We start from the raw sequence: 23,119 nt of genomic DNA, 5'->3' as shown, positions 1-23,119 counted from the left end.
GGTACGCGGCTGGGTCAGATCCACCCGTTGCGGACGGCGTACAGCGCGAGTTGGAAGCGCGTGACGGTGCCGGCCCGCTGGTTCAACTGCTCGAGGTTGCGGGACAAGGTGCGGCGGCTGACGCCGAGCAGCTCCGCGATGGCATCGTCGGTGACACCTGCGCCGAGCAGTTCCAGGATCCGGACATGGATCGTGCGCAGCGCGGGTGGGACGCGGTCGCTGAAGTGCATGGGGAACGCCGAGCGCCAGGACGTCTCGAACAGCCCGGTCAGCGCGGACAGCAGACTGGAGGGACGCACCAGCAGCAAGGAGTTGTTGACCTCGGCTTCGACGAAGGACATCGAGACGATGGCGAGTCGTCGGTCGAAGATCTCGCCGACAGCACCCGCTGGACGCTCACGCGCCCCGGAGCCCGCCTGGCCGACCCCGCCGTGCCGGGTCACTCAACCCGGCAGGGCTGACCGCGTCTTCCGAGCCCCGGCGGGGAACGCCTCCGCCGCGGCGCGGGCGACGGACTGGGCGACGGCGTCGAGCGCCGCCGCGCGTTCCTGGCCGGTCAGGTGGGCCGGGCCGTAGGTGATCACGGGGTCGAGGACCCGGTAGCCGACGAACTCGAGCATCCCGCGGTGGATGTGGAACAGGAAGTCGTCCATCGGGCCGAAGGCTCCGCCGGGGCGGAACGACGCGCTGGACCCGCCCGTCGTGAACAGCAGCATCGCCCGCTTCCCGGCGAGCGCCGCGTCGCCGAACAGGCCGTGGTCCCCGCCGAAGACCCCGCCCATCACGAAGACCCGGTCCACCCACCCCTTGAGGATCGCGGGCAGCGAGAACCACCACATCGGGAACGACAGCACGAGCAGGTCGGCGGCGAGCAGCCGGTCGAGATGCCCGCCGACCGCCGCGTCGAGCGTCCCGTCCGCGACGGCGCGCATCTGCTCCGCCTGGGGCTTGAAGGGTCCGTCGGCGGGCGCGAACTCCGCGCGGGCGAGCACCGGATCCCAGGCCTCGGCGTAGAGGTCGAGGATGTCGACCCGGTACCCCGCATCGCGCAGGGTCTGCGCCGCGGTGGCCATCTGGGCGGAGCCGAAGGAGGCGGGCTCGGGGTGGGCGTGGACGATCAGGGCGATGGGGGCAGCATCGAAGGTCGACATGAAGAGATCATATCGACGTATCGCGATTTGTCAATCAGATGGTGGTGTCCAGTGCCCGCGCCACCTGGGCCAGCCGCTCGGGATCCCGCCGGTAGTGGGTCCACTTGCCCACCCGGGTCGGATGCACGAGCCCCGCACGTTCCAGCGTGCTCATGTAGGTGGAGACAGTGGACTGGGCGAGACCCGACTTCGCCTGGATGTGCGTGACGCACACGCCCACCGCCTGCCGGTCCGCGATCGGCTCGTACTCGGCGAAATGCGCCTCGGGATCCTTCAGCCACTGCATGATCTGCAGGCGGGCGGGGTTGCCGAGGGCCTTGAACACCTCGATCAACTCGCCCGGATCCGATCCTGCCGCCACGGCCATGCGCCACCTCTCCCGCTGAACACTCCGACACATCACGATATCTCGATCCCGGGCGGCGGCGGACGAGCGCCGCCCTGCACAATGTCGATGTTGGACCGGCACCCTCGTCAGCCGGACCGGAAGGCAGAGAAGATGACGCCCCAGGCCGACCCCGTCGACCACGAACTGATCGAGGCCGCGGCGCACGTCGCGGCAACGCGCTGCCGCGGCGACAACCACACCATGGCGGCCGCGGCCCGCGCCCGCGACGGCCGGATCATCACCGCGGTGAACGCGTACCACTTCACCGGCGGCCCCTGCGCGGAACTGGTCGCCATCGGCACCGCGGCCGCTCAGGGCGCGTACGAACTGGACACCATCGTCGCTGTCGGAGACCGCGACCGCGGCGTCGTGCCGCCCTGCGGCCGCTGCCGCCAGGTCCTGCTCGACTACTTCCCCGCCATCAACGTCATCGTCGGCACGGGCAACGGCCCGCGAACACTCCCGATCACCGCCCTGCTGCCCGAAAGCTACATCTGGTCGGACCACCAACTCGACGACGCATAGAGCGCGCCCAGCGTCAGGCGGTCGGTGGTTCACGAGTGCCGGGCGCGGTGGTGACGGGAACATTTCGCCGAGCCGTCTCGTTTGGTCTGCGCCTGTCCCATACTTCTGCTGCTGGGAGCATCGTGCCGGAAACCGTGCCCACCACCACTGCTACCGCACTCCGCGTACTTCCGGGCCTGCGTGCGCAGGCCGAGCGACTGATCGAGCTGGGGGTGCACGAGATCGCCGGCCTGACCGCGGCCGAGGTCCGTGCATACGCCGCGGCTGCCGTGACACCCACCGGTGACGGCGCCCTGCTCGCCGTGCACCCCGAGCGCGCTCCGGCGTCCGCGCTCGCGCCGCTGCTGCGCCGCGACGACAAGCCCGGCTTCGTCGTCACCGACATGACGGACGTCGACCGCTTCACCCCGATCGACACGGTCGTGCTGCCCGACGCCCCGCTCTACCTCCTCAGCGGCGTCGATCGCGGCGACCAGATGGCCAACTGGACCCCGGACGAGGCCCTGCCGGCCCTCACCGAGCAGGCGCGCACCCCGCTGGTGCTCACCGAAGGCATCCACTGGGTGCTGCAGCGGCCCGACGCCTTGGAGCGCGATCACTGCTTCATGACCATCGGCTCCCGCCTGCGCAAGCCCAAGGGCACCCTGGACGCCCGCACCCCGGCCATCTGGATCAGCAACGGCACCGGCCGCGACGGCCGGGAGCGCCGCAACGCCCCAAAGGTCGGCTGGTGCTGGGCCGGCAACCGACACACGTGGCTGGGCTTCGCGTCCGCAACAGCCCGTCAGGGGTAGGCGCGGCGGGCATCCACGCCCACCGGGGCCTTCCGGCACGGTTGCGGCGATCGAACCCTTCGGAGTCTTCGTAGCGCTCGACGACGGCCCTGCCCACCGGGTTCGCCGACACCGTGGCGGTGGGGCGCTACAGCACGACCAAGGATGTTCGGCCGCCCCGAACATCACACGCACCGCACCTGTTGCAACAGGCCCGCTCGATGAGAGGGCTTCCTAGCTCGGCGCCCCGGTCTTGACCAGCGGCGCGTCGCGGGTGAGCTCTCGGAAGCCCACGCCGTGGAACAGGCCCCGCGCCGCGGGGTACCCGGGGGCTCCCAGGCAGGGGACGGTCATGCGTGTGGCGCCGGCTGCGCGCGACAGGTGCATTCCCTGCAGGAGCATCGCCCGGGCCAGGCCCAGGCGGCGGTAGTTCGGGTGCGTTCCGACCGGCTCGAACTCGGCAGTGCGGTTCGCCTCGTCGAGCCACATGATGGTCGAGGCCGCCATCGTGCCGTCCGGCGCCTCCACCAGCAGGTGCAGATCGCCCCGGTACCCCCTCGTGCGGCGGACGCCCTGGTAGCTCTCGGCGGTGTAGGAGGAGGGACTCCACGCGTCCAGGTGGGCCTGGACCGCGGCCTGCGGGCCGACCTCGTCGGCGGTGCGGAAGCGGAATCCGTCGGGCAGGACCGGCAGTTCCACGTCGGTGAGGTCCCGCTCGTTGAGCTGCGTCCAGGATCCGTGGTCGCCGAGCGAGGACGGGTCGGTCTCGTAGCCGTGCGCCGCCCATCGCTGCAGGGCGAACCCATCGGCGGCGCTCGGCACCACCGTCCGCTCCACGTCCGCCGCCGTACGGTCGTACCAGTCGATCACCTCGGCGATCAGCCCGGCATGGTCGGGATGGACCTGGTAACTCAGGTAGGCGTCGGTGACGTCCTTGACCGATCCGTCGTTCCGCTTGACCTGGTGCGGAAGGAAGGCCCAGGCCCACGCCACCAGATCCCCCTCGGAGAACCACAGTCGACGCGGCCACGTGGCGCCGTGGGCGGTGTGCCCCTTGCCCCAGACCCAGGCCAGTTCGCCGAAGGACGCATCGGCGTTGATCAGTTCCGGGTGAGTGGCGGTGACGTGCTGCGCGAGCTGCTGCATGAGTTCCACGTCCGCGGCGGTCAGCCGGCCGAGAGAGGTCATAGTGCGCCACCGTGTCAGGGATTTGCACCGCGGTCGAGCCGATATCGGCCAGCGCGCGCAGCGAGCGCGTGAGCCGCGGTCAGGACGGCCATCAGGCAGGAGGCCGCCGCGGCGATGGCGAAGCCGCCGTGAGCGCCGTGGGCGTCCACCGCGCGTCCGGACAGGGCTGCCGAACCGGCCGAACCGGCGGCGCTGGCGGAGTTCAGCCAGGTGAACGCCTGTGTGAGGGGGGCGCGGTGCACCGACGCCGTGGTGAGCAGGGACGAGAGGACCAGGGTCGGGGGGATCGCCAGACCGGTGGCAGCGAGTGCGAGCGCCATCGCCGGCATCGAGGCGGCAGCGAGCAACGGGAGGCAGCTGAGCGCCAACCAGACTGTTGCCAGGGAGAGCTGGACCCGCGGAGTGCCGGGCCACTGGCGTAGACCGTAGAGCCAGCCGGCCAGCAGGCCGGCGCAGTTCGACACCGCGTACAGCGGCGCGGCCTGCTCCGGCGCGCCCTGCACGACCGCGAAGGCCGTCACCGAGACCTGCATGGCGTCGAAGAACAGGCCCAGGGTGAGGTTGATGCCGGCCTGCGCCGGGAAGCCGGGCCGCAGCAGCGAGTGACCCGCGCGCTTGCGTTCGGTCGGGCCGGCCGTCGCCGGCGCGGTGCGGCGCTGGGCGGCGAGGGCCAGTCCGCCGCCGACCACGAGGGACGCCGCCAGCAGCGTGCCCGGGGCCGGACCGGCACTGCTCACCCCGACCGCGGTGACCAGTGCCGGTCCGGCCAGGTAGCACAGCCCGTTGCCGAGGGATTCCAGGGCGAAGGCCGTGGACAGCCCTGTGGCCCGTTCGCCGCGCAGCAGTGCCGACCAGTGCGCGGACGACAGCGCTCCGAGTTGCGGGATGGTCGCGCCCGCGAGCGCTCCGGCCGCCGTCGTCAGCCACGGCGGACTGCCGTGGTCGACCAGGAGCAGGAGAAGGACGACGGCGGTGGTGTGGGCGAGGAGGGCCGGCGGCAGCACGCGGGTCTGGCCGAAGCGGTCGATGAGCCGGGCGAGTTGTGGCCCGGCCAGCGCCTCGGCGACGGCGAAGCCGCCGGTGACCAACCCGGCCCCGGCGTAGGAGCCGGTCCGGTCGTGGACCAGCCAGATGATGCCGAGGCCGGTCATGGCGATGCCGAGGCGGCCGATGGTGGCGCTGAGGAAGAAGGATGCGGCACCGGGGGTGCGGAGCAGGGTGCGGTAGGTCGCCGAGGGCACGGCGCGTGCCTTTCGCTGCCCGGCGGGGCGGACCACACGGGGTCGTCGGCGTCCTGAGGTGCCGACCCGTGGTCATCGCCTGGAACCGTCCAGTGCTGGCGTGGGGCAGGGACGCGTGTCCCACGCCGACTCCGTCACCGGGCAGATGTCTTTCCTGTGCGTTCGGAGGGATCAATGCTGGGATCGATCAGTGGGCCGAGCGTAAGCGGGCGATCGAGCCGCGTCCAGGCCGCCCGGCAACCTCCTCTATTCTCGGTCTGCAGCAAACGCACACGTTTCCCCGGCCGCGGAGGGTGGTTCATGCGGGCTTCAGCAGGTCGCGGGCCGGACGACCGGGCGAGAGTCGTGGAGCGCTTCCAGCGTGACTGGGGCCTGGAACTGCCCGACTCCGTCCTCCGGTTCTGGGAGTTCTGCGCCGCTGCCGGGCCGGCCGAGCGGCAGGCCCTGGCGGACATCTCGGTGGGCCCGGCCGGGATTCTGGATCTGTTCGCGGAGGATCCGCAGCCGCGCGCGGGCATCGACGTCCGGGTGCACGGCCGTTTCTACCGCGATCCGCCGGAGTTCCTGACCTTCATGTACGGCCACTCCGACGGTCTGCACTACGGGCTGTGGACCGACGACGGGCGCACGTGCGACGCGGTCGCGTCGTACTACACCCGCGACGGCGGCGGGATCGACCGGCGGGTCGAGACGCCCCTGCAGACGGTCCGCGCGATCTTGGAGCGCTGCTGGACCGACGTGGCGGACGACGACCAGGACGATCCGGACGTGGCGGCGAAGCTGGTGCGGCTGGGGCTGCTGCGCCAGGCGCTGGACGGGTACGAGACCGAGCGCCGCCCGGAGATCGGCAGCGCCTACTCCTACCGCTACGACTTCGTCCGCCGACCCCTCGACGCGAACCGCCTCACGACCCTGGACGAGGCCGGCGCCCTGGTCTGCGGAGCGGCCGCTGTCGGCGGGCCGGCGCCCGACGCAGCCCGCTTCGCCGCCAACCCCTGCGAGGCGTTGGAGGACCCGGCCGCCCTGGAGCGCAGCGCCGCGGAGGCGCGGCGGCGCTGCGCGGCGGGAGATCCCGCGCAGGCATTGGTGCTGGGGCGCGATCTGCACTGGGCCTCGGGCGGCGACCGCGCCCGGGAGGGGCTGGCCGCCCAACTTCTCAACGCCGCCTATCTCGAACTCGACCGGCCGTCCCTGGCCGCGATCGCGGCCGCTCATCACCGGCATCGCCACCTGCGCGACGTGGAGGTCCTGCGGCGCGGCACGGCGTGAGGCGGGCCGTCGGTGCGCGGTGCGCCATCCGCATCAGCCGTGCGCCATCCGCGTCAGCGAGGCACCAGGGGCGTCCGGCCGCGCGGTTCACTTCCGGCGGGGCACGGTGAAGTAGTGGGGGCTGAGGTGGAGGGTGAGGGTCAGGATCGTGCCGTACCGGGCCCGCGCGGCCGCAACGCTGATCGGTTCCGGCGGCACGGTTGAGCAGCGCGAGTAGATTCCTGCGGTGTCGTCCGCGGCGCAAGGGGCGGGCTCCGCGATGACGTTGCGGAGCGGCAGGTCAGGCCGGTCCCAGTCGATCTGCAGGCCCGGCACTTCGAGGGTGGGCGCGGACATGAGGCTGCCGTCCGGATACGTGCCGCGCGCCCGGTGGTACTCGAGCGCGTACGTCACCGTGCCGGCCGCGCCCGGTACATCCCGGCCCTGATCGTCCTGTGGCCCCCATGCCGCGAGGCGGGCTGCCCCGATGCGCGTGAGCGCGGTGCCGATGTCTCCCGGGACGCCGAAGTAGGCGACGGCCTGCATCTGGCACGTGAGGGCGTCCGGCGACCGGTTGCTCTCGAAGACCGAGCTCCTGGAGGGTCTGCCACACGCATCGGTGAGGCGGGTGCGGACGTGCTCCACGCCCGCGACCGCGCTCAGCCGCGCGATCAGGGCGCGGATCTTCTGCTCCTCCGCCACCCGCAGGACCTCGGTCCCCGGCGAGGCGGCCTGCTCCCGCAGGTACTTCTCCGACAGCTCACGGGAGCAGGCCGTCGACAGCCCGATCAAGGCGAGCGCCAGCAGCAATCCACCTGCCTGGGCGCACCGCTCACGCCCTCGGCGCCATCGGCCTGCCACGGTCTCGTTCATCTGCGCACCTCCTCCCTCAGCCTGCCGCCCGGGACGGGCGTGCCGCATGAGCCCGCGTACTCATCCGGGTTCCGGTGGGGCCGTGCATGCGAGGAGAGGTCGCCCGCTGCAACGCGGGCGGAGGGTCGGCGCACTGAAAGGGTGGAGGCCCGTGTGCGCGGGCCCGGGGGGAGAACCGGGATGAGTCCGTTCGGAAGCGGCCGCGAACGCGAACAGCTCTTTGAGATCATCCTCGCGAACGTGGACCGGGTACATGAGGCCATCTGCGAGTGGATCATGGACGGGCCCCGTCCGCCGGGCCTGCCGGAGGGGGAGTTCCCCATACCCGACCGGGAGTGGGTCGCCCGGCGCACGGAGCTGACGGAAGGCATGGTGCTCACGGCGCTGGCCACGATCGCGGCGACCGGGGCCGTGAGCGTCCCCGCTCCCGGTATCTGGCGCTTCAACCCGGGCAGCGACGGCCTCGACGCGGAGGACGCCCGGGAGCGGGCGACGACGGTCATCGACCTGTTCATCGCGTACGGCATCCCCGCCCGGATACCCCGCCAGGCAGGTCCCGGCCACTGACACGAACGGACGGTCCCAGCGGGCGCGACCGACCGCGTCCCCCAACAATGGGGGATTCGGCCGAGGTGTCCGCACTGGCAGAGGGACTGATGACGTGGCAGATCCGACCCGGCGCCGGTCCCGGGGCGTGCGCGCGGCAGGGCAGCGACCGCAGTCCCACCCCGCGACGGACCGCATGGTGCGCACGCTCCTGCGGCGGCGCAAGAAGGCGCTCAGCGAGCAGGACGTGACGGTCTCCGACCAGCCGCAGGTACGCCGCGCGGTGACCGCCGCCGCCCTGGGCAACACCATGGAGTGGTTCGACTTCGGGGTCTACGCCTACCTCGCGGGCACCATGGGCAAGGTCTTCTTCCCCTCCAGCTCGCCCGGTGCGCAGGTCGTGTCGACGTTCGCCACGTTCGCCGCCGCCTTCCTCGTGCGGCCGCTCGGCGGGCTGGTCTTCGGCCCGCTGGGCGACCGGATCGGGCGGCAGAAGGTGCTCGCCGCCACGATGATCATGATGGCGCTCAGTACGTTCGCGGTCGGCTTCCTGCCGACCTACGCGTCCGTCGGCTTCGTCGCCCCGCTGCTGCTGCTCGTCTGCCGGCTGGTGCAGGGGTTCTCCACCGGCGGCGAGTACGCCGGCGCCACCACCTACATCGCCGAGTACGCGCCCGACAAACGGCGCGGGTTCCTCGGCAGCTGGCTCGACTTCGGCACCTTCGTCGGATACGCGCTCGGCTCCGGGCTGGTCACCGTGCTCACCCTGGCCGTGGGTTCGGACGGGTTGGAGAGCTGGGCGTGGCGGATCCCGTTCTTCGTCGCGGGCCCGCTCGGACTGATCGGCCTGTACATGCGGCTGAAGCTGGAGGAGACACCCGCGTTCAAGCGGGAGGCCGCCTACGCGGCCTCGCAGCAGGAGTCCGCGGAGGACGACCCGGTCGAGGACGCCCGCCAGTCCGGCCACCAGCGGCTGAAGGAGATCTTCACGCAGCACTGGCAGGCCGTCCTCATCTGCATGGGCCTGGTCCTGCTCTACAACGTCACCAACTACATGGTCACCTCGTACCTGCCGACGTACATGACCGTCACGCTCGACCAGAGCGAGACCACCGCCCAGGTGCTGGTGCTCTGCACCATGCTGCTGGTGGTGCTGACCATCACGGCGGTCGGCCGCAGCTCGGACCGCTGGGGGCGGCGGCCGCTGTTCACCCTCGGCAGCGTGGCGCTGATGGTGCTGGCCTATCCCGCGTTCCTGCTGATCCGCGAGGGAGGCATCCTGCTGCCCGCGTTCGGCTGCGCCATCCTCGGGCTGCTGCTGGTCTGCTTCGCCGGCACCGCCGCCGCGACCCTGCCGGCGCTGTTCCCCACGCGCCTGCGCTACGGGGCCCTGTCGATCGCCTACAACCTCTCCGTGTCCCTGTTCGGGGGGACGACGCCGCTGTTCGCGTCCGCGTTGGTGGAGAAGACCGGCAACACCATGGTCCCGGCGTACTACCTGATGGTCGCCGGGGCAGTGGGTCTGGTGTCGACGTTCTTCCTGCGCGAGACGGCGGGCCGGCCGCTGCCCGGCTCCGGGCCGATGGTCGAGACCGCCGGCGAGGCCCAGCAAGCGGTGGCCCGCAGCCGCACGGCGGCCGGCCGGCAGGCCCGCGACCTGTGGATCCGCCTGCGCTCGCACCGCCACCGCTAGCGCGGGGGCGTGCCGGGGGTGCTGCGGTAGGGTCGCTGCGGCCGTGGCAGGGGAGAGGCAGGGACGATGGGGCCCGTCGCAGAGGATTTCGATCAGCGGATCAACGAGCACCGGTCGGAGCTCCTGGCGCACTGCTACCGGATGCTGGGATCGGTCCACGATGCCGAGGACCTGGTCCAGGAGACCTACCTGCGGGCGTGGCGGGCCAGGGACAGTTATGACCAGGGGCGGGCGTCGGTCCGCACCTGGCTGTACCGCATCGCGACGAACGCCTGCCTGACCGCGCTCGAGGGCCGGAGCCGGCGCCCTTTGCCGTCGGGCCTGGTGGCCCCCAGCGAGGACCCGTCCCTGCCGCTGGTGCGCGGCGAGGTGACCTGGCTGCAACCCCTGCCGGACGCGCTGCTCGGGGCGGACCCGGCGGGGGCGGCGGTGGACCGCGGCTCGCTCCGGCTGGCGTTCGTCGCGGCGATCCAGCATCTGTCGGCCCGTCAGCGGGCCACGCTGATCCTGCGCGATGTGCTGGCCTTCTCCGCGGCGGAGTCGGCGGAGATCCTCGGCATGTCGACCGCGGCGGTCAACAGCGCCCTGCAGCGCGCCCGGGGGCAGCTGCGCGAGGCGGGGGTGCCGGAGGAGGAGGTCGCCGAACCGTCCGAGCGGGAGGTGCGCGCGCGGATCGACCGCTTCGTCGAGGCCTTCGAGCGTGCCGACGTGGCTGCGATCAAGCAACTGCTGACCCATGACGTGCTGCTGGAGATGCCGCCGATGGTCAACTGGTTCTCCGGCCGCGAGCATTACGGCGCGTTCATGGACTGGGTCTTCTCGATGTGCAAGGACTGGAGGATGGTGCGGACGGCCGCCAACGGCCAGCCCGCGCTGGCGGCCTACTGGCGGGTGGAGGGCGGCGGCTACCACCTGCACACCCTGCAGGTGTTCAGCGTCACCGCGGCCGGGATCAGCCGCAACACGGTGTTCCAGGACGCGGAGATCTTCGCTGCCTTCGGGCTGCCGGAGGAACTGGACGAGGGACAGACGCGGTAGCCGGGGTGGCAGGGGGCGGCTGTGCCCGCAGCACAGCCCACCGAGGCCGAGGGGAGAGTGCGCCCCGTCCCGGCCGGACGGGGCGCAGCGCCCGCAGGGCGACTCCGTGGGGGCAGGCGTCAGCTCGGCACGACGGCGGGGCTGTTGTGGTAGGCCACGACCAGCCAGGCGCCGTCCCGCTTCTCCAGCACCCACGTCGCGTACGCGAGGCGGTCGGCGGGGATCGCGGTCTCGCCCGGGAACTTGATGCCGCCCTCACTCACCACGACCGCGGCCGTCTCGCCGAGGAAGCGGATGCTGTCCAGCTTGTTGATGCTGGTGGTGCCCTGGAGGAAGGACGCGAAGCCGGCGGCCATGCTCGCGCGGACATCCGCCTTCGTCCTGCGGTAGGAGCCGGGCAGGATCGCGGTGGCGTCGTCCCGGTACTCCGCGACGAACGCGTCGGCGTCGCCCGCGTCCCAGGCCTGGTAGACGCCGTCCAGGACGCTTTGGATGGCGGTCTCGTCGAGTGATCGGGTCACGGTCATGGTGCGCTCCTCGTGGTTCGGAATCCTCAGGGCCGTGATCGGGCCCGTCAGTACATACCGGCGGGGAACGCGAAACTCATCGCACGGGGCAGCGGCACTGGGCTGACGTCCGGCGGGGCCCGGGGCCGGGCATGGTGAGGGGCCCGACGGTTGTCCGTCGGGCCCCTCACCATGCGCGTTTCGCCGGCTGTTGCCGACTACCAGCGGTACCAGCGGTGGCGACCGCCGGAGTGCGTGCCCCGCATGACGAAGCCGAGCAGCCAGACCACCAGGACGACGACCGCGACCCACCAAAGGATCTTGAGGGCGAAGCCGGCACCGAACAGGATGAGCGCGAGCAGTAGAACCAAAAGCAGTGGACCCATGGTTATCAACCTCCTGACCAGCGCATTCCCTGAGTCGAACTGATCATGCCTGCGGGTTTTACATCTTCCTTACAGCAGGCACGGGCACCCAGGGGCAGGCACGGCCAGCCAGGGGCGGCCCGCTCAGGGGGCCTTCGGGTCAGGCCGCGCCGTCGAGGCGGTCGCGCTGCTCGGCCGTCAGCCGCAGGGCCGCGCCCGCGGCCGCCTCGTCGAGCTGCTCGACGGAGCTGACGCCGACGATCGGGGTGGCGGCCGGGGTTCCGCCGGTCAGCCAGGCCAGCACCACCCGGTTGCGGTTGGCACCGGTCTCGGCGGCGATCTCGTCGAGGACCTGGAGGCGCCGGGTGGTGCCGGGGTGCTCGTACTCGGGCGGCAGCGGCTTGTCCGCGCGGGTGTAGCCGCCGCTCAGCAGCGGCGTGTAGGCCCACAGGACCATGTCCGGGTGCTGCTCGAGGTAGTGCAGTACCTCGTCGGTGACCGCACCGAAGCGGTGCACCACGGAAGGCCGGGTCGCCGGGCGCGGCCGCAGGTAGGAGTACTGCTGCTGGATCGCGGTGAAACCGGTGGCGCCCTGGTCCTGCGCGATCCGCCGGGCCCGCTCGATCTGCCAGGTGGCGTAGTTGGAGCAGCCCAGGCGGCCGACCGTGCCCGCGGCGACCAACTCGTCGAAGGCGGCGACCGTCTCCTCGAGCGGTGTGACGGGGTCGGGCTTGTGCGCCCAGTACAACTCGACATGGTCGGTGCCCAGCCGCCGCAGGCTGGCCTCGATCCCGTTCTTGACGACCTCCGCCGACAGGCCCTCGGCCGTCTCCGGGTAGCGCCCGGCCTCGAGCGGCTCGCACCCCACCTTGGTACTGATCCGCACCCGGTCGCGGACGCCCGGGCGGCGAGCCAGCCAGCGCCCGAGCACGAGCTCGCTCTGCCCGCCGAATCCGGACGGATCGGCCCAGAACGAGTAGCAGTTGGCCGTGTCGATCCACACGCCCCCGGCGTCGACGAAACGGTCGAGGAGCTCGAACGAGCGACGTTCGTCGTGCGCCGTGCCGAACAGCATGGCCCCCAGGGCCAGGTTCTCCATCATGATGATCACGGTAGGCGGATTCGGATCGACGGTACGCTCCAATCCCATGGCGGATTCCCAGACCAATTTCGCGTGGGCCACGCTGCTCGACATCGCCGCGCCCGACGGCCGGCGGCGGCTGCACGACCGCCTGGCGCACGCCCTGCGCACGGCGATCCGCACCGGCCGGCTGACGCTCGGCGCCGCCGTGCCACCGAGCCGGGCACTGGCCGAAGACCTCGGCTGCTCGCGGTGGGTCGTCACCCAGGCCTACGGGCAACTCGTCGCGGAGGGCTACCTCGTCGCCCGCGTGGGCTCCGCGACGCGGGTGTCGTGGACCCCGCACACCGCGCCACCGCGCTCCAGCGCGCCGCGGACGCCGGTGCGCGCACCGATCCGCTACGACCTCGCGCCCGGCCTGCCGGACCTGCGGGCGTTCCCGCGCCGCCGCTGGGCGGACGCCGTCCGCACGGTCACCGGCTCGGCGGTCCACTACGACCTCGGCCTGCCCGACCCGGCCGGGCACCCGGTCCTGCGGACCACCCTCGCGCAGTACCTGCAGCGCTCGCGCGGCGCGGACGCGCCCGTGCACTGTGTGTCGGTGTGCGCGGGCGTCACCGACGGCCTGGTCCGCACCTGCCGGGCCCTGCACGCCGAGGGGATCACCGACGTCGCCCTGGAGGAGCCGGGCTGGGGGCGGTTGCGGGACGCGGCGAGCAGCGCCGGCCTGCGCGTGCACGCGGTGCCCGCGGACCACGACGGCCTGCGCGTCGAGGAACTGGTGCGCACCCCCGCGCGGGCCGTCGTGGTCGGCGCGGCCCACCAGTTCCCCACCGGCACGGTGCTCTCCCCGGCCCGCCGGGCCGAACTGGTGCGGTGGGCCCGCTCCGTGGACGGCTTCGTCATCGAGGACGACTACGACGCGGAGTTCCGCTACGACCACCACCCGGTCGCCGTCCTGCAGGGCATGGATCCCGGCCGGGTCTTCCTCCTCGGCTCCGTCAGTAAGACCCTGTCGCCGGCCCTGGGCCTGGGCTGGCTGCTCGCGCCCGCCGCGCTGACGCAGGCGCTGCGGGCCGCGAACCCCGTCGCCGCCGCGCCCCCGGTACTGGACCAACTCGCCCTCGCCACCTTCATCGACCGCGGCTGGTACGACGCCCACCTGCGCGCGGCCCGCCGCCGCTTCCGCTCCCGCCGCGACCTGCTGGTCCACACCCTCGCCACCCACCTGCCGCACAGCCGGGTCTCCGGCACCGCGGCGGGACTGCACCTCCTGCTCCACCTGCCGGACGGCACCGACGCCCGCGCGGCGGTCCAGGCCGCGACCGCCGCCGGGCTGCGCCTGGCGGACCTCGACACCTACCGCACCGCCCCCTCCCCGCAGCGCGCCCTCGTCCTCGGCTACGGCAACATCAACGACACGGAGATCCCCCCGGCCGTGGCCCTCCTGACCGAGGCGCTGCGCTCAACCGCACCGCACCCACGGGCCGATACCGGCCGTTAGAGGATGCGCGGGCCCCAAGGGGAGTCGACGGAAGGGAAGTTGCTCCAACCGGCTGCGACCTGAGGAACAGTGCCGGGCGACATCCCCGCTCGACCGACGCCTCGCCGATGGGGAGCGCACCGCCAGCTCGGGCACCATCGCATCAGGACACCGCTTCAACCGGCTGCTGGCCGTCTGCGGCGCTCTCGGGACCCTGGCTTCCGTCGTGCTGACCCTGCACAGCTTCACCGTTCTCGACTCTGGTACCTGAGTGTGCACAGCATCGCGCACGGTCTCGTGCGGGTCCCGGACCGAGCGCGCGCCGTGGTCCTGGCGACTGGACGGTTCCTGCGCGTCGGTACGGCATCAGCGCGGAGCTGACGCACCGGGCCGCGCTGTTCGCGCAGGACCGGCCGCGTTTCAGGACGGGACGGCGCCCAGCTGGCGCAGTTGCGCCAGCACGTCGACGACGCCGCGGATCTCGGCGATCTGACCGCCGGCGAAGCGGAAGATGAAGATCTCGCTGTAGCTGACGGGCCTGCCGGTGGGCGGCAGGCCCTGGTACTCGCCCCGGTGGGTTCCCGTCACGGTGTTCCGGGAGACGACCCGGTCTCCTTCCGCGACCGTCTCCTCGACGGTGACCTGGATGTCGGGAAACGCGCGCAGGAGGACGTCCCACACCTGCTTCAGAGCTTCGGCTCCCGTCGCGCCCATCGGTACCGGCGCGTGGAAGAGCACGTCCGGTGCGACGAACTCGTCGATGGCCCGGGCGATGGTGTCCCGGTCGCCGCTGTTGACCGCGGAGTGGAAGCGGTGGAGCGTTGCCGTGGGGGTCGTCGCCCCGGTTGTCGATGCCATGCGGTGTCACCTCGGGTCTCGGCTGTCGCCGCCCGGTGGGCGGCGTCCGTGCAGTAAGACAACACAGCCGCCGGGATTGTGACGCGGCGCGCGGCTGGAGGCGGCCGGCAGCGCGGCTGGGCGACGGTCACGACGGGCCCTCGGCGCGGCAGGGGAGGCGGCCCGCGGCCTCCCGCCGGGTCAGGCGGGCGTGCTCGCGCTCCGCCCAGCGGCGTACCCGGCCGGGCTCCAGCGCGGTGCCGTGGCCGACGTGCAGTGCGGTGGGATCGAGGGCGAGCATCGCGCGCAGGCTGGCGAGGTTCTGCCGGGCGTCGTCGTGGAAGGGCAGGTTCGCCGGGCGGCCGGGGATCAGGCCCATGAAGGAGTTGGCGATCAGGTCGCCGGCGACGAGGTCCCCGTCGTCGGTGAGGACGGAGATCGATCCGGCGGTGTGCCCGGGGGTGGGCATGACGCGGCCGGCGATGCCGAAGTCCTCCAGGCGCGTCTCGCCGGTGATCAGTACGCCGGGTTCGACGGGTTCGGCCCGGACGTGCAGGTTTCTGTTCCGGTTCATCAGGCGTCCCATCGGGCCCGTGGGCAGATACGGTTCGCGGACCTTGCCGGTGCGGAACGGTCCGAGGTCCTTCACGTGGCCGGCCACGGGCGCACCGGTCAGGCGGTGCAACTCGGCGGCGGAGCCGAAGTGGTCGATGTGGCCGTGGGTGAGGACGATCAGCGCGATGTCGGCGGGGTCGACGCCCTGCTCGGCGACCTGCTCGTAGATCCGCCGGCCGCTGCCGGGCGTGCCGGCGTCGACGATGACGGGTCGCCGGCCGAGCAGCAGGTACGCGTTGATGGCGTGCCGGCCCATGACCGGAATCGGGACGACTTTCGTACGGGGCATGGTTCTCCTCCTGGTGGCTGGTGGTTGCGCGGGCATGGCGAGGAACCGCCGGGCGGCGGTGGGTGAGTCAGGGGGGATGAGCAGGTGGGCCGCGGGCGGTCAGAAGCGGCGGCGGTACTCCGCGGGTGTGGTGCCCAGGCGTCGCTGGAAGGCGCGGTGCAAGGTCTCCACCGAGCCCAGACCGCTGGCGGCGGCGATGTCCGGCAGGCTCCGGTCGCTCTCCTCCAGCAGGCGGCGGGCGGCTTCCAGCCGGGCGGACTCCACGTAGGCGGCCGGCGTGGTGTCGGTGCGCCGGCGGAACAGCCGGGAGAAGTGACGCACGCTCAGGTGCAGGCGCGCGGCGAGGGTTTCGGCCGAGAGGTCGTCGGTCAGGTGCTCGGCGATCCAGACCCGCAGGTCGTCGATGCGGTCCCCGGCGGTCGCCTGGACGGACAGCGGCACGCTGAACTGGCTCTGCCCGCCGCAGCGTTTCACGTACATGACCATCATCCGGGCGGTGGCCAGCGCGAGCGGCTGGCCGTGGTCCTCGGCGACCATCGCCAGCGCCATGTCCAGCCCTGACGTGACGCCGGCACAGGTCCAGACGTTCCCGGAGCGGATGAAGATCGGGTCGGGATCGACCGCGACCTGCGGATGCTCGGCCGCCAGTTGGGCGGCGGTGAGCCAGTGGGTCGTGGCGGGCCTGCCGTCGAGCAAACCCGCCGCGGCCAGCAGGTGCGCACCCGCGCAGATCGACCCGACCCGGCCGGCCCGGGGGGCCGCGGTGCGCAGCCACGCGGTGACCTCCCGGTCGATCACCGGCTCCACCCGGTCGTCCACCAGGCTGATCGCGCCGGCCATCAGCAGGGTGTCCGCCTGGTCGCCGACCGCGTCGAAGGTGAGGTCGGCCATCAGGCGGACGCCGCTGGAGGTGGCCACCGGGCCGCCGTCCGGCGTCGCGATCCGTACCGCGTAGCCGGCCCGGTGGGGTCCGGCGACCCGGGTGGCGACCGAGAAGACCTCCGCGGGTCCGGTGACGTCGAGGAGTTCGACGCCGGGGAAGGCGGCGATGACGACGCGGTGGGATGGCTGGGACATGGGCTGATCATGTCGTCCGGCCGGCGACGGCCGCAATGACGAGCTTCTGGCGGATCCGGCCATGGCCGTCGACCCGCCGGCCGCCCCCGCCAGGCGGGCACCGCGCCCTTGGCCGTACGGGGCCTGGCGGGGGAGTGACGGCGACGCGGCGCTCGGAAGCGGGCGTGAGCGTGGGTGCTGTGCGGGTGGCGCGGGGTGCTCAGCGCGTGAACTTCGCGATGGCGGCCGGGGTGACCGGGGTGAAGAAGTTGACGAGGTTGCCGTCGGGGTCGCGGAAGAGCAGGGCGCGGTTGCCCCAGGGCATCGTGGTGGGTTCGTTGACGAACTCCTCCACGAAGCCGCTCAGGTTCTTGTAGACGCTGTCCACGTCGTCGACGAGGAACTCGAGGATGACGCTGTGGTTGTCAGCCGGGTGGGCGGAGCCGGGTGCGAACAGCGGGACGGTGCGTGTGCTGCCGATCGCGAGGGTGGCCGAGGCGGTCCGGAGTTCGGCGAAGTCCTCGGTGGACCAGGTCGCGGCGACGTCGGTGGCGCGCTCGTAGAAGGCCACGAGGCGGGCGACGTCGCTGGTGATGATGCGGAGGGAGACGAAGTTCATGGGACTTTCCTGTCAGTCGGTGGCGGTGGCCCCACGCTACGACTGATACCGGGCGGAACTCGCCCGGTATATGCGGGAGACTTTCGCTGTGACCCGCCCCCTCGCCCGCGTGCTGACCCTGCTGGAGCTCCTGCAATCCGGCGGCCTGCGGACCGTGACCGAACTCGCCGACCGGCTGGAGGTCGACGAACGCACCGTGCGGCGCTACGCCCAGCAGCTGCTCGACCTCGACGTGCCCGTGGAGTCGGTGCGCGGCCGCTACGGCGGCTACCGGATCGCCGCCGGCTACCGCATGCCGCCGCTGATGCTGAGCGACGACGAGGCCCTGGCCGTGCTGCTGGGCCTGATCGCGGGCCGGCGCTCGGGCCTGACGACGGCCACGGACACGGCGCGCGAGACCGCGGCGGCCAAGATCCGGCGGGTGCTGCCCGAGCGGCTGAGCCGCCGGCTCGACGCCGTCCTGGCCTCCCTCGCCTTCACCGACCCGCCCGGCACGGCCGCCGCGCCGGAGCCCGCGGTCCTGCTCCCGATCGCCGACGCGGTGCACCACCAGCGACCCGTGTCGATCCGGTACACCGCCGCCGACGGCCGCCGCAGCGAGCGCGTCCTGCACCCGTACGGGGTCGTCGCCCACTCGGGCAGGTGGTACGTGACGGCGGCGGATCCCTCGGCGGGCGAGGAGCGGACGCTGCGCCTGGATCGCATCAGCGAGGTGCGGGTCCTGCCCGGCTCGTTCGAGCGGCCCGAGGAACTCGATCCGGCCGAGCGCGTCCTGACCGCACTCGCCACGGTGCCGTACCGGCACGAGGTGGCCCTGCGAATCCAGGCGACGGCCGCGTACATCCACACCCGGCTGCCCGCCGGTCTCGCGCTCGTGACGGAGCTGCCGCTTGCGGACGGCGCTCCGGCGGGGGCCGAGCGCTGCTGCCGCGTCGAGCTGCGGGTTGAGCGGCTGGACTGGCTGCCGGCCGTACTCGCCTCGCTGGACCGGCCCTTCGTCATCGAAGGCCCGGACGAGCTCCACGGCCTGGTCGAAGCCTTCGCCGAGCGGCTGGCCCGCTGCGCCCGGCGCAGCCCGCTGCGCCCGGCGCAGCCCGCCGCGGGACTAGCCAGGAGCGCTCCGGGCCGCGGGGGGACGGAGAAGTGGCGCAATGTCGGCCCTTGATAATCGATTATCGTGCGGATCATCTATGATGTCAGCATGAACCCGACGATCGACCCTCCGAGCCCGGCGGGCAAGCCCATGCTGTCCGAGCAGGTCTACGCCCACCTGCGCGACGCGATCATGCGGGGGGACCACGCCCCCGGCGAGGCCCTCAAGCCGCAGGACCTCGCGAAGGAGCGGGGCGTGAGCCTGGCCGTCGTGCGTGAGGCGCTCGTACGGGTGGTCGGCGAGGGCCTCGCCGACCGGCTGCCCAACCGCGGCTTCGCCGTCCCGGCCTTCACCGACCGCCGCTGGCAGGAGATCGCGGAGGCCCGCCGCACCATCGAACCGGTCGTGCTGCGCCTGTCGGTCGAACGCGGCGACGTCGACTGGGAGGCCCGGGTGCGCGCCGCCCACCACCGGCTGACCCGCACCGCGCCCTACGTGCCGGAAGAGGGCGCGTACTACAGCAGCGCGTGGTCCGAAGCCCACCGGGTCTTCCACCGCACCCTTCTGGAGGGGTGCGGCAATCCCGTCCTGCTCGCGACGTTCGACCGGATGTGGACCGCGAGCGAGCTGGCGCGCCGCTGGTCGGCCCACCGCGACCCCGACCGGGACGGCGCCGCCGAACACCGGCAGCTGGAGGAGGCGGCGTTGGCCCGCGACGCCGACACCGCCGCGGAGGTACTGACCCACCACCTCACCCAGACCGCGGACGCCCTGACGAGCTGCCCGCACCACCAACCCCCGAAGGAGTCCTGATGCCCCCCGCCCACCTGGCCGGACGACCCACCCTCATAACCGACACCGGAGCCGCAGCATGACGACCTTCGAGCCGACTACGGGCCGACTGTGCCACCACGCCCTGTCCCCCCTGCACGGCTGCGTGTACTTCGCGCCGGAGCACGCGGACGAACTCGCGGCCCTCGGGCTGGAGCGCGGCGCCATGATCTACTTCGCGGGCCGCGCGGCCCCCCTCGGGGCGGTCGGCGCGGGCACCGTCGCCGCGACGTTCTACAACTTCAACCCCGAGCACGTGGGCCGGGTCATCCCCGCCGCATGGACCGTCACCACCCCCGACGCGGTGATCGCCGCCCGGCTGCGCGGCGTCGACAAGATGCTGCGGCGGCTGCTCGGCGAAGAGGCCCTCGCGTCCCAGGAGTTGAGCGAGACGGCCGAGCTGGCACTGCGGGCGACCGAGGCCTGCCGCCGCGAGGCGCGGCCGCTGTACGCCGCCAACGCCGACCTCCCCGTGCCCGAGGAACCCCACCTGGCGCTGTGGTACGCCGCGACGCTGCTGCGCGAGCACCGCGGTGACGGCCACCTCGCCGCCCTGGCGCTCGCGGGCCTGTCCGGCATCGAGGCGCTGGTCATGCACAACGCCACCGGCACGGCGCCGAAAGCGGCCCTGTTCATGCAGACCCGCGGGTGGTCGGCGGAGCAGTGGGCCGCCGCGCAGGACCAGTTGCGGGCGCGCGGCCTGCTGGACGCGGCCGGCGACCTCACGGAGTCGGGCACGGCGCTGCGCGGCGAGGCCGAGGCGCTCACCGACCGGCTCGACGCCGCCCCGTACAACCACCTCGGCCCGGCCGCCACCGCCCGCCTCACCGAACTGGGCGGCGGCTTCACCGCCGCCATCCGGGCCGCGGGCGCCTTCCCGGCCGTGCTCTTCGGCAGGGGCTGAGCTCCGCAGGTTCTCAGTGCGGCCGTGATCCGTCGTGCGGCAGCGGGGCAGACTCCGCGCGTCTGCCCCGCGCGGGGAAGCCGTGGACGCGGGCGGCCACGGCGACCAGCAGGACGGGCGCCAGCAGGACCAGGACGCTCCAGGGCAGCGCCGTGGAGCCGACCGTGTCGAGCAGGACGCCGCCGGCGACGCCGCCGCCGGCCATGGCCACGTTCCACAAGGTGACGAGCATGGCCTGCGCGGCATCCGCCGACTCGCCTCCCGCGTCGCCCGCCGCGGTCTGCAGCAAGGTGGGGACACCGCCCCATCCCAGCCCCCACAGGACCACCGCCAGGTAGACCAGGACGGGGGTGTCGGCCAGGACCGCCAGCACCGCGGCCGCCACGGCGACCAGGACGGTACTGGCGAGGGTGAGGGCGCGCAGCCGCCGGTGGATGTGTATGCCGACGATCCAGATGCTCACCAGGCAGGCGGCGCCGAAGAGCAGCAGCACCAGGTCGGTCGAGCCGCTCATGCCGAGCCGGTCGAGGAACGGGGCGATGTAGGTGTAGAGCAGGGTGTGGGCCAGCACGAAGACCAGGGTGACGAACAGCACCGGTGCCACCCCGGGGACGGTCAGGGCGCGCAGCATCGGCGTCCGGCCTTCGGGCCGCTGCCCGGGGTGGTCCGGCACCGTGGCGGTGATCCAGGCGAGCAGGACGACGGTGAGCACCGTCATGACCCCGAACGCCGCCCGCCAGTCCAGGGCGTGGCCGAGGAAGGTCCCGGCGGGCACCCCCACCGACAGGGCGATTGGAATGCCGGCCATGGCGACCGCGATCGCCTTGCCCTGCAGATGGACGGGCGCCATGCGGCGGGCGTAGCCCGCCAGCAGCGCCCAGGCCAGGCCCGCGGCGACCCCGGCGCCGAAGCGGGCCACCATGGTCAGGGGATAGTTCGTCGACACGGCGGTGACCGTGTTGGCGACGGCGAACCCCGCCATCGCGCTCAGCAGCAGCCGCTTGCGCCGCCACCCCGCGGTGGCCGCGGTCAGGGGGATCGCGGTGAGGGCGGTGCCGATCGCGTAGATCGTCACCGTCTGCCCGGCGGCCGATTCGCCGACACCGAGGTCGGCACTCATCGCCGGCAGCAGGCCGGCGGGCAGGGTCTCGGTGAGGCTGGTGATGAACACGGCCGTCGCCAGCGCCAGCAGCGCGGGCCACGGCAGCGTCCGGCCGCTCGGGTCGCCGGATTCGCCGCGGGAGTCGGGCAGTTGGGTGGTATCGCTTGTCATGGTGCGTATGCTCGAACCTTCACATCCATGTGAAGGTCAAGCCGGGCGGGAGTGAGGCGGCGCACATGCGCATCGGAGAACTGTCGGAGCGCACGGCCACCCCGCGCCGGCTGCTGCGCTACTACGAGGAGCAGGGGCTGATCGTCGCAGGCCGCGCCCCGAACGGCTACCGCGCGTACGACGAGTACACCGTGGACCGGGTGCTGCAGATCCGCGGGCTGCTCGATGCCGGACTGCCGACCCGGATCATCAAGCAGATCCTCCCGTGCCTGAACAAACCCCGGATCATCCACTTCCCCGACGCGACCCCGGAGATGCTCGCCACGCTGGAGTTCGAACGGGACCGGCTGACCGAGCGCATCGAGTGCCTGACCCGCAACCGCGACGCCGTCGCCGAGTACCTCGCCATCGTGCGCGCCAACCGCCACCCCGTCGCCGCCGCGGAGACCGCCCCGACGCCCTGACCGGCCACCCACAGCGGCCTCTCCCAGCGGCCCGCGGCGTCACGACGCGGTCAGGGTGCCGGTCCGCAGCAGGGCCAGCCCCAGCGGGGTGATGGCGTGCAGCACGGAGCCGCCGCGCCGGTTGGTGGTGATCAGGTCCGTGTTCCGCAGCACCGTCGCGTGCTGACTGGCGGCCGCGGCCGAGACGTTGAGGCGGCGCGCCAGCTCCGTCGTCGTGCAGCCCTCCGCGGTCACCCGCAGTGCGGCAGCGCGCGTGCGGCCGAGCAAGGACTCCAGGCTCCGCGCGGGGGAGCCGTCCGGCCCGGCCGGGGCATCGGCCAGCGGCTCGTGCAGGACCGGTACGGTCAGCCGCGGCGGCTGGGCGGTGTCGAGGGGGTCCCACAGCAGACTCACCGTGCCCGTGGTGAAGACCGTGGGGGTGATGACCAGACCTCGGCCCCGCAGATGCACGTCGGTCCGGCGCGGGTAGGGCGCTTCCAGCACCGGTGGACGCCAGCGGACCAACGGGGCGCACAGCGAGCGCAGCAGCAGGTCGACGCCGCCCTCCAGGACCAGGTTCGCGCAGCGGGTGGACAGCGCGACCAAGGCTGCCCGCCCCCTGTGCCAGTAGGGCTCGACGGTCAGCCGATGGCAGGCCCGCACCGCCTGGGCGACCTCCCGCCGCGCCTCGCGGTCCCCCTCGGCCACCCGCCGGGCCCATCCCAGGTGTCCGGGATGGAAGTCGAGGCTGTCGAACTCGCGGCGCAGCCGGGACGCCGGCGCGTGCAGCAGATGGTCCACCGCGTGGTCCAACGACGGCGCGTCACCCATCAGCGCCAGCAGGTCCAGCCCCGGGCCGCGCACCGGAACCAGGGACGTCAGCGGGCGGGTGTCCGCTCCCAACCGGCCCGCGACCGCCGACCGCCACGAGCGGAAGTGCGCCAGGTCCCGCCGGTCCCGCAGCAGCTCCAGGCTGTAGTAGACCTCCGCGGCGACGCCGATCGTCGCGGCGACCCGGGTGCGCGCCAGGTCCTCCGCCGTGAAGTGGATGCGTAACACC

At 72.7% G+C, this 23,119-nt stretch carries 26 protein-coding genes; 11 read left to right on the top strand and 15 right to left on the bottom strand.

Annotated features, from left to right (window positions below; genetic code table 11):
* Positions 1-14: 14 nt before the first annotated feature.
* From ABZ721_RS12765 to ABZ721_RS12755, 3 genes are all read right to left on the bottom strand, one after another.
* Positions 15-341 carry a helix-turn-helix domain-containing protein gene (locus ABZ721_RS12765; RefSeq protein ID WP_358788657.1) on the bottom strand — a complete coding sequence of 109 codons (327 nt, stop codon included), beginning with the start codon at positions 339-341 and terminating at the stop codon, positions 15-17.
* Positions 342-443: 102 nt separating this feature from the next.
* Complete coding sequence (locus ABZ721_RS12760; RefSeq protein WP_358788656.1) at positions 444-1,151, bottom strand: NAD(P)H-dependent oxidoreductase; 708 nt, start codon at positions 1,149-1,151, stop codon at positions 444-446.
* Between the two features lie 34 nt (positions 1,152-1,185).
* Positions 1,186-1,518 carry a metalloregulator ArsR/SmtB family transcription factor gene (locus ABZ721_RS12755; RefSeq protein ID WP_358788655.1) on the bottom strand — a complete coding sequence of 111 codons (333 nt, stop codon included), beginning with the start codon at positions 1,516-1,518 and terminating at the stop codon, positions 1,186-1,188.
* A gap of 132 nt (positions 1,519-1,650) precedes the next feature.
* Between ABZ721_RS12755 and ABZ721_RS12750 the strand changes: the two genes are divergently transcribed.
* A complete protein-coding gene (locus tag ABZ721_RS12750) occupies positions 1,651-2,064 on the top strand; it encodes a cytidine deaminase (protein ID WP_358788654.1) in 414 nt (137 codons plus the stop codon).
* A 134-nt stretch (positions 2,065-2,198) separates the two neighbouring features.
* Positions 2,199-2,858: a DUF5701 family protein gene (locus ABZ721_RS12745; protein WP_358788653.1), complete on the top strand. Its 660-nt coding sequence runs from the start codon at positions 2,199-2,201 to the stop codon at positions 2,856-2,858.
* 213 nt (positions 2,859-3,071) lie between these two features.
* On the opposite strand, the gene ABZ721_RS12740 is transcribed toward ABZ721_RS12745, so the two are convergent.
* A complete protein-coding gene (locus ABZ721_RS12740; protein ID WP_358788652.1) occupies positions 3,072-4,025 on the bottom strand; it encodes a GNAT family N-acetyltransferase in 954 nt (317 codons plus the stop codon).
* Positions 4,026-4,039: 14 nt separating this feature from the next.
* Positions 4,040-5,266: an MFS transporter gene (locus tag ABZ721_RS12735; protein ID WP_358788651.1), complete on the bottom strand. Its 1,227-nt coding sequence runs from the start codon at positions 5,264-5,266 to the stop codon at positions 4,040-4,042.
* A gap of 300 nt (positions 5,267-5,566) precedes the next feature.
* Between ABZ721_RS12735 and ABZ721_RS12730 the strand changes: the two genes are divergently transcribed.
* Complete coding sequence (locus tag ABZ721_RS12730; protein ID WP_358788650.1) at positions 5,567-6,535, top strand: ADP-ribosylation family protein; 969 nt, start codon at positions 5,567-5,569, stop codon at positions 6,533-6,535.
* Between the two features lie 87 nt (positions 6,536-6,622).
* Here ABZ721_RS12730 and ABZ721_RS12725 read toward each other — a convergent pair whose 3' ends face one another.
* Positions 6,623-7,387, bottom strand: coding sequence for a hypothetical protein (locus tag ABZ721_RS12725; RefSeq protein ID WP_358788649.1), 765 nt, complete (start codon positions 7,385-7,387; stop codon positions 6,623-6,625).
* Between the two features lie 180 nt (positions 7,388-7,567).
* Here ABZ721_RS12725 and ABZ721_RS12720 point away from each other — a divergent pair, with 180 nt between their 5' ends.
* The 3 genes from ABZ721_RS12720 (at position 7,568) to ABZ721_RS12710 (ending at position 10,664) form a co-directional block, all read left to right on the top strand.
* Positions 7,568-7,954, top strand: coding sequence for a hypothetical protein (locus ABZ721_RS12720; protein WP_358788648.1), 387 nt, complete (start codon positions 7,568-7,570; stop codon positions 7,952-7,954).
* A gap of 175 nt (positions 7,955-8,129) precedes the next feature.
* Positions 8,130-9,626, top strand: a complete 1,497-nt coding sequence (gene proP, locus ABZ721_RS12715; protein ID WP_358788647.1) for a glycine betaine/L-proline transporter ProP — start codon at positions 8,130-8,132, stop codon at positions 9,624-9,626.
* A 66-nt stretch (positions 9,627-9,692) separates the two neighbouring features.
* Positions 9,693-10,664: a sigma-70 family RNA polymerase sigma factor gene (locus tag ABZ721_RS12710; protein ID WP_358788646.1), complete on the top strand. Its 972-nt coding sequence runs from the start codon at positions 9,693-9,695 to the stop codon at positions 10,662-10,664.
* Positions 10,665-10,783: 119 nt separating this feature from the next.
* Here ABZ721_RS12710 and ABZ721_RS12705 read toward each other — a convergent pair whose 3' ends face one another.
* The 3 genes from ABZ721_RS12705 to ABZ721_RS12695 form a co-directional block, all read right to left on the bottom strand.
* Positions 10,784-11,191, bottom strand: coding sequence for an SgcJ/EcaC family oxidoreductase (locus ABZ721_RS12705; RefSeq protein ID WP_358788645.1), 408 nt, complete (start codon positions 11,189-11,191; stop codon positions 10,784-10,786).
* Between the two features lie 197 nt (positions 11,192-11,388).
* Positions 11,389-11,556, bottom strand: coding sequence for a hydrophobic protein (locus ABZ721_RS12700; protein WP_277436296.1), 168 nt, complete (start codon positions 11,554-11,556; stop codon positions 11,389-11,391).
* A 139-nt stretch (positions 11,557-11,695) separates the two neighbouring features.
* Positions 11,696-12,637, bottom strand: coding sequence for an aldo/keto reductase (locus ABZ721_RS12695; RefSeq protein ID WP_358788644.1), 942 nt, complete (start codon positions 12,635-12,637; stop codon positions 11,696-11,698).
* Positions 12,638-12,683: 46 nt separating this feature from the next.
* Here ABZ721_RS12695 and ABZ721_RS12690 point away from each other — a divergent pair, with 46 nt between their 5' ends.
* Complete coding sequence (locus ABZ721_RS12690; RefSeq protein ID WP_358788643.1) at positions 12,684-14,120, top strand: PLP-dependent aminotransferase family protein; 1,437 nt, start codon at positions 12,684-12,686, stop codon at positions 14,118-14,120.
* A gap of 399 nt (positions 14,121-14,519) precedes the next feature.
* Here ABZ721_RS12690 and ABZ721_RS12685 read toward each other — a convergent pair whose 3' ends face one another.
* From ABZ721_RS12685 to ABZ721_RS12670, 4 genes are all read right to left on the bottom strand, one after another.
* The gene (locus ABZ721_RS12685; RefSeq protein WP_358788642.1) at positions 14,520-14,957 is read right to left on the bottom strand and encodes an ester cyclase; all 438 of its coding nucleotides are present in this window, start codon (positions 14,955-14,957) and stop codon (positions 14,520-14,522) included.
* A 127-nt stretch (positions 14,958-15,084) separates the two neighbouring features.
* Positions 15,085-15,840 carry an MBL fold metallo-hydrolase gene (locus ABZ721_RS12680; protein ID WP_358788641.1) on the bottom strand — a complete coding sequence of 252 codons (756 nt, stop codon included), beginning with the start codon at positions 15,838-15,840 and terminating at the stop codon, positions 15,085-15,087.
* A 99-nt stretch (positions 15,841-15,939) separates the two neighbouring features.
* Positions 15,940-16,917, bottom strand: a complete 978-nt coding sequence (locus ABZ721_RS12675; RefSeq protein WP_358788640.1) for a DJ-1/PfpI family protein — start codon at positions 16,915-16,917, stop codon at positions 15,940-15,942.
* Between the two features lie 199 nt (positions 16,918-17,116).
* Positions 17,117-17,515, bottom strand: a complete 399-nt coding sequence (locus tag ABZ721_RS12670; protein ID WP_358788639.1) for a VOC family protein — start codon at positions 17,513-17,515, stop codon at positions 17,117-17,119.
* An 88-nt stretch (positions 17,516-17,603) separates the two neighbouring features.
* Between ABZ721_RS12670 and ABZ721_RS12665 the strand changes: the two genes are divergently transcribed.
* From ABZ721_RS12665 to ABZ721_RS12655, 3 genes are read left to right on the top strand one after another with little or no spacing between them, the layout of a single operon-like run.
* Positions 17,604-18,680 carry a YafY family protein gene (locus tag ABZ721_RS12665; protein WP_358788638.1) on the top strand — a complete coding sequence of 359 codons (1,077 nt, stop codon included), beginning with the start codon at positions 17,604-17,606 and terminating at the stop codon, positions 18,678-18,680.
* 36 nt (positions 18,681-18,716) lie between these two features.
* The gene (locus ABZ721_RS12660; RefSeq protein ID WP_358788637.1) at positions 18,717-19,421 is read left to right on the top strand and encodes a GntR family transcriptional regulator; all 705 of its coding nucleotides are present in this window, start codon (positions 18,717-18,719) and stop codon (positions 19,419-19,421) included.
* A 58-nt stretch (positions 19,422-19,479) separates the two neighbouring features.
* Complete coding sequence (locus ABZ721_RS12655) at positions 19,480-20,343, top strand: hypothetical protein (RefSeq protein ID WP_358788636.1); 864 nt, start codon at positions 19,480-19,482, stop codon at positions 20,341-20,343.
* A 13-nt stretch (positions 20,344-20,356) separates the two neighbouring features.
* On the opposite strand, the gene ABZ721_RS12650 is transcribed toward ABZ721_RS12655, so the two are convergent.
* Positions 20,357-21,616, bottom strand: coding sequence for an MFS transporter (locus ABZ721_RS12650; RefSeq protein ID WP_358788635.1), 1,260 nt, complete (start codon positions 21,614-21,616; stop codon positions 20,357-20,359).
* A 65-nt stretch (positions 21,617-21,681) separates the two neighbouring features.
* Between ABZ721_RS12650 and ABZ721_RS12645 the strand changes: the two genes are divergently transcribed.
* Positions 21,682-22,080, top strand: coding sequence for a MerR family transcriptional regulator (locus ABZ721_RS12645; protein ID WP_358788634.1), 399 nt, complete (start codon positions 21,682-21,684; stop codon positions 22,078-22,080).
* Positions 22,081-22,119: 39 nt separating this feature from the next.
* Here the strand turns inward: ABZ721_RS12645 and ABZ721_RS12640 are convergent, their stop codons facing one another.
* The gene (locus ABZ721_RS12640) at positions 22,120-23,118 is read right to left on the bottom strand and encodes a winged helix-turn-helix domain-containing protein (RefSeq protein WP_358788633.1); all 999 of its coding nucleotides are present in this window, start codon (positions 23,116-23,118) and stop codon (positions 22,120-22,122) included.
* Between the last annotated feature and the right edge of the window lies 1 nt (position 23,119).

The organism is Streptomyces sp. NPDC006733 (assembly GCF_040636125.1).
Lineage (GTDB): Bacteria > Actinomycetota > Actinomycetes > Streptomycetales > Streptomycetaceae > Actinacidiphila.
The sequence above is the reverse complement of the archived record's forward strand: the minus strand, read 5'-3'. Positions and strand labels throughout refer to the sequence as shown.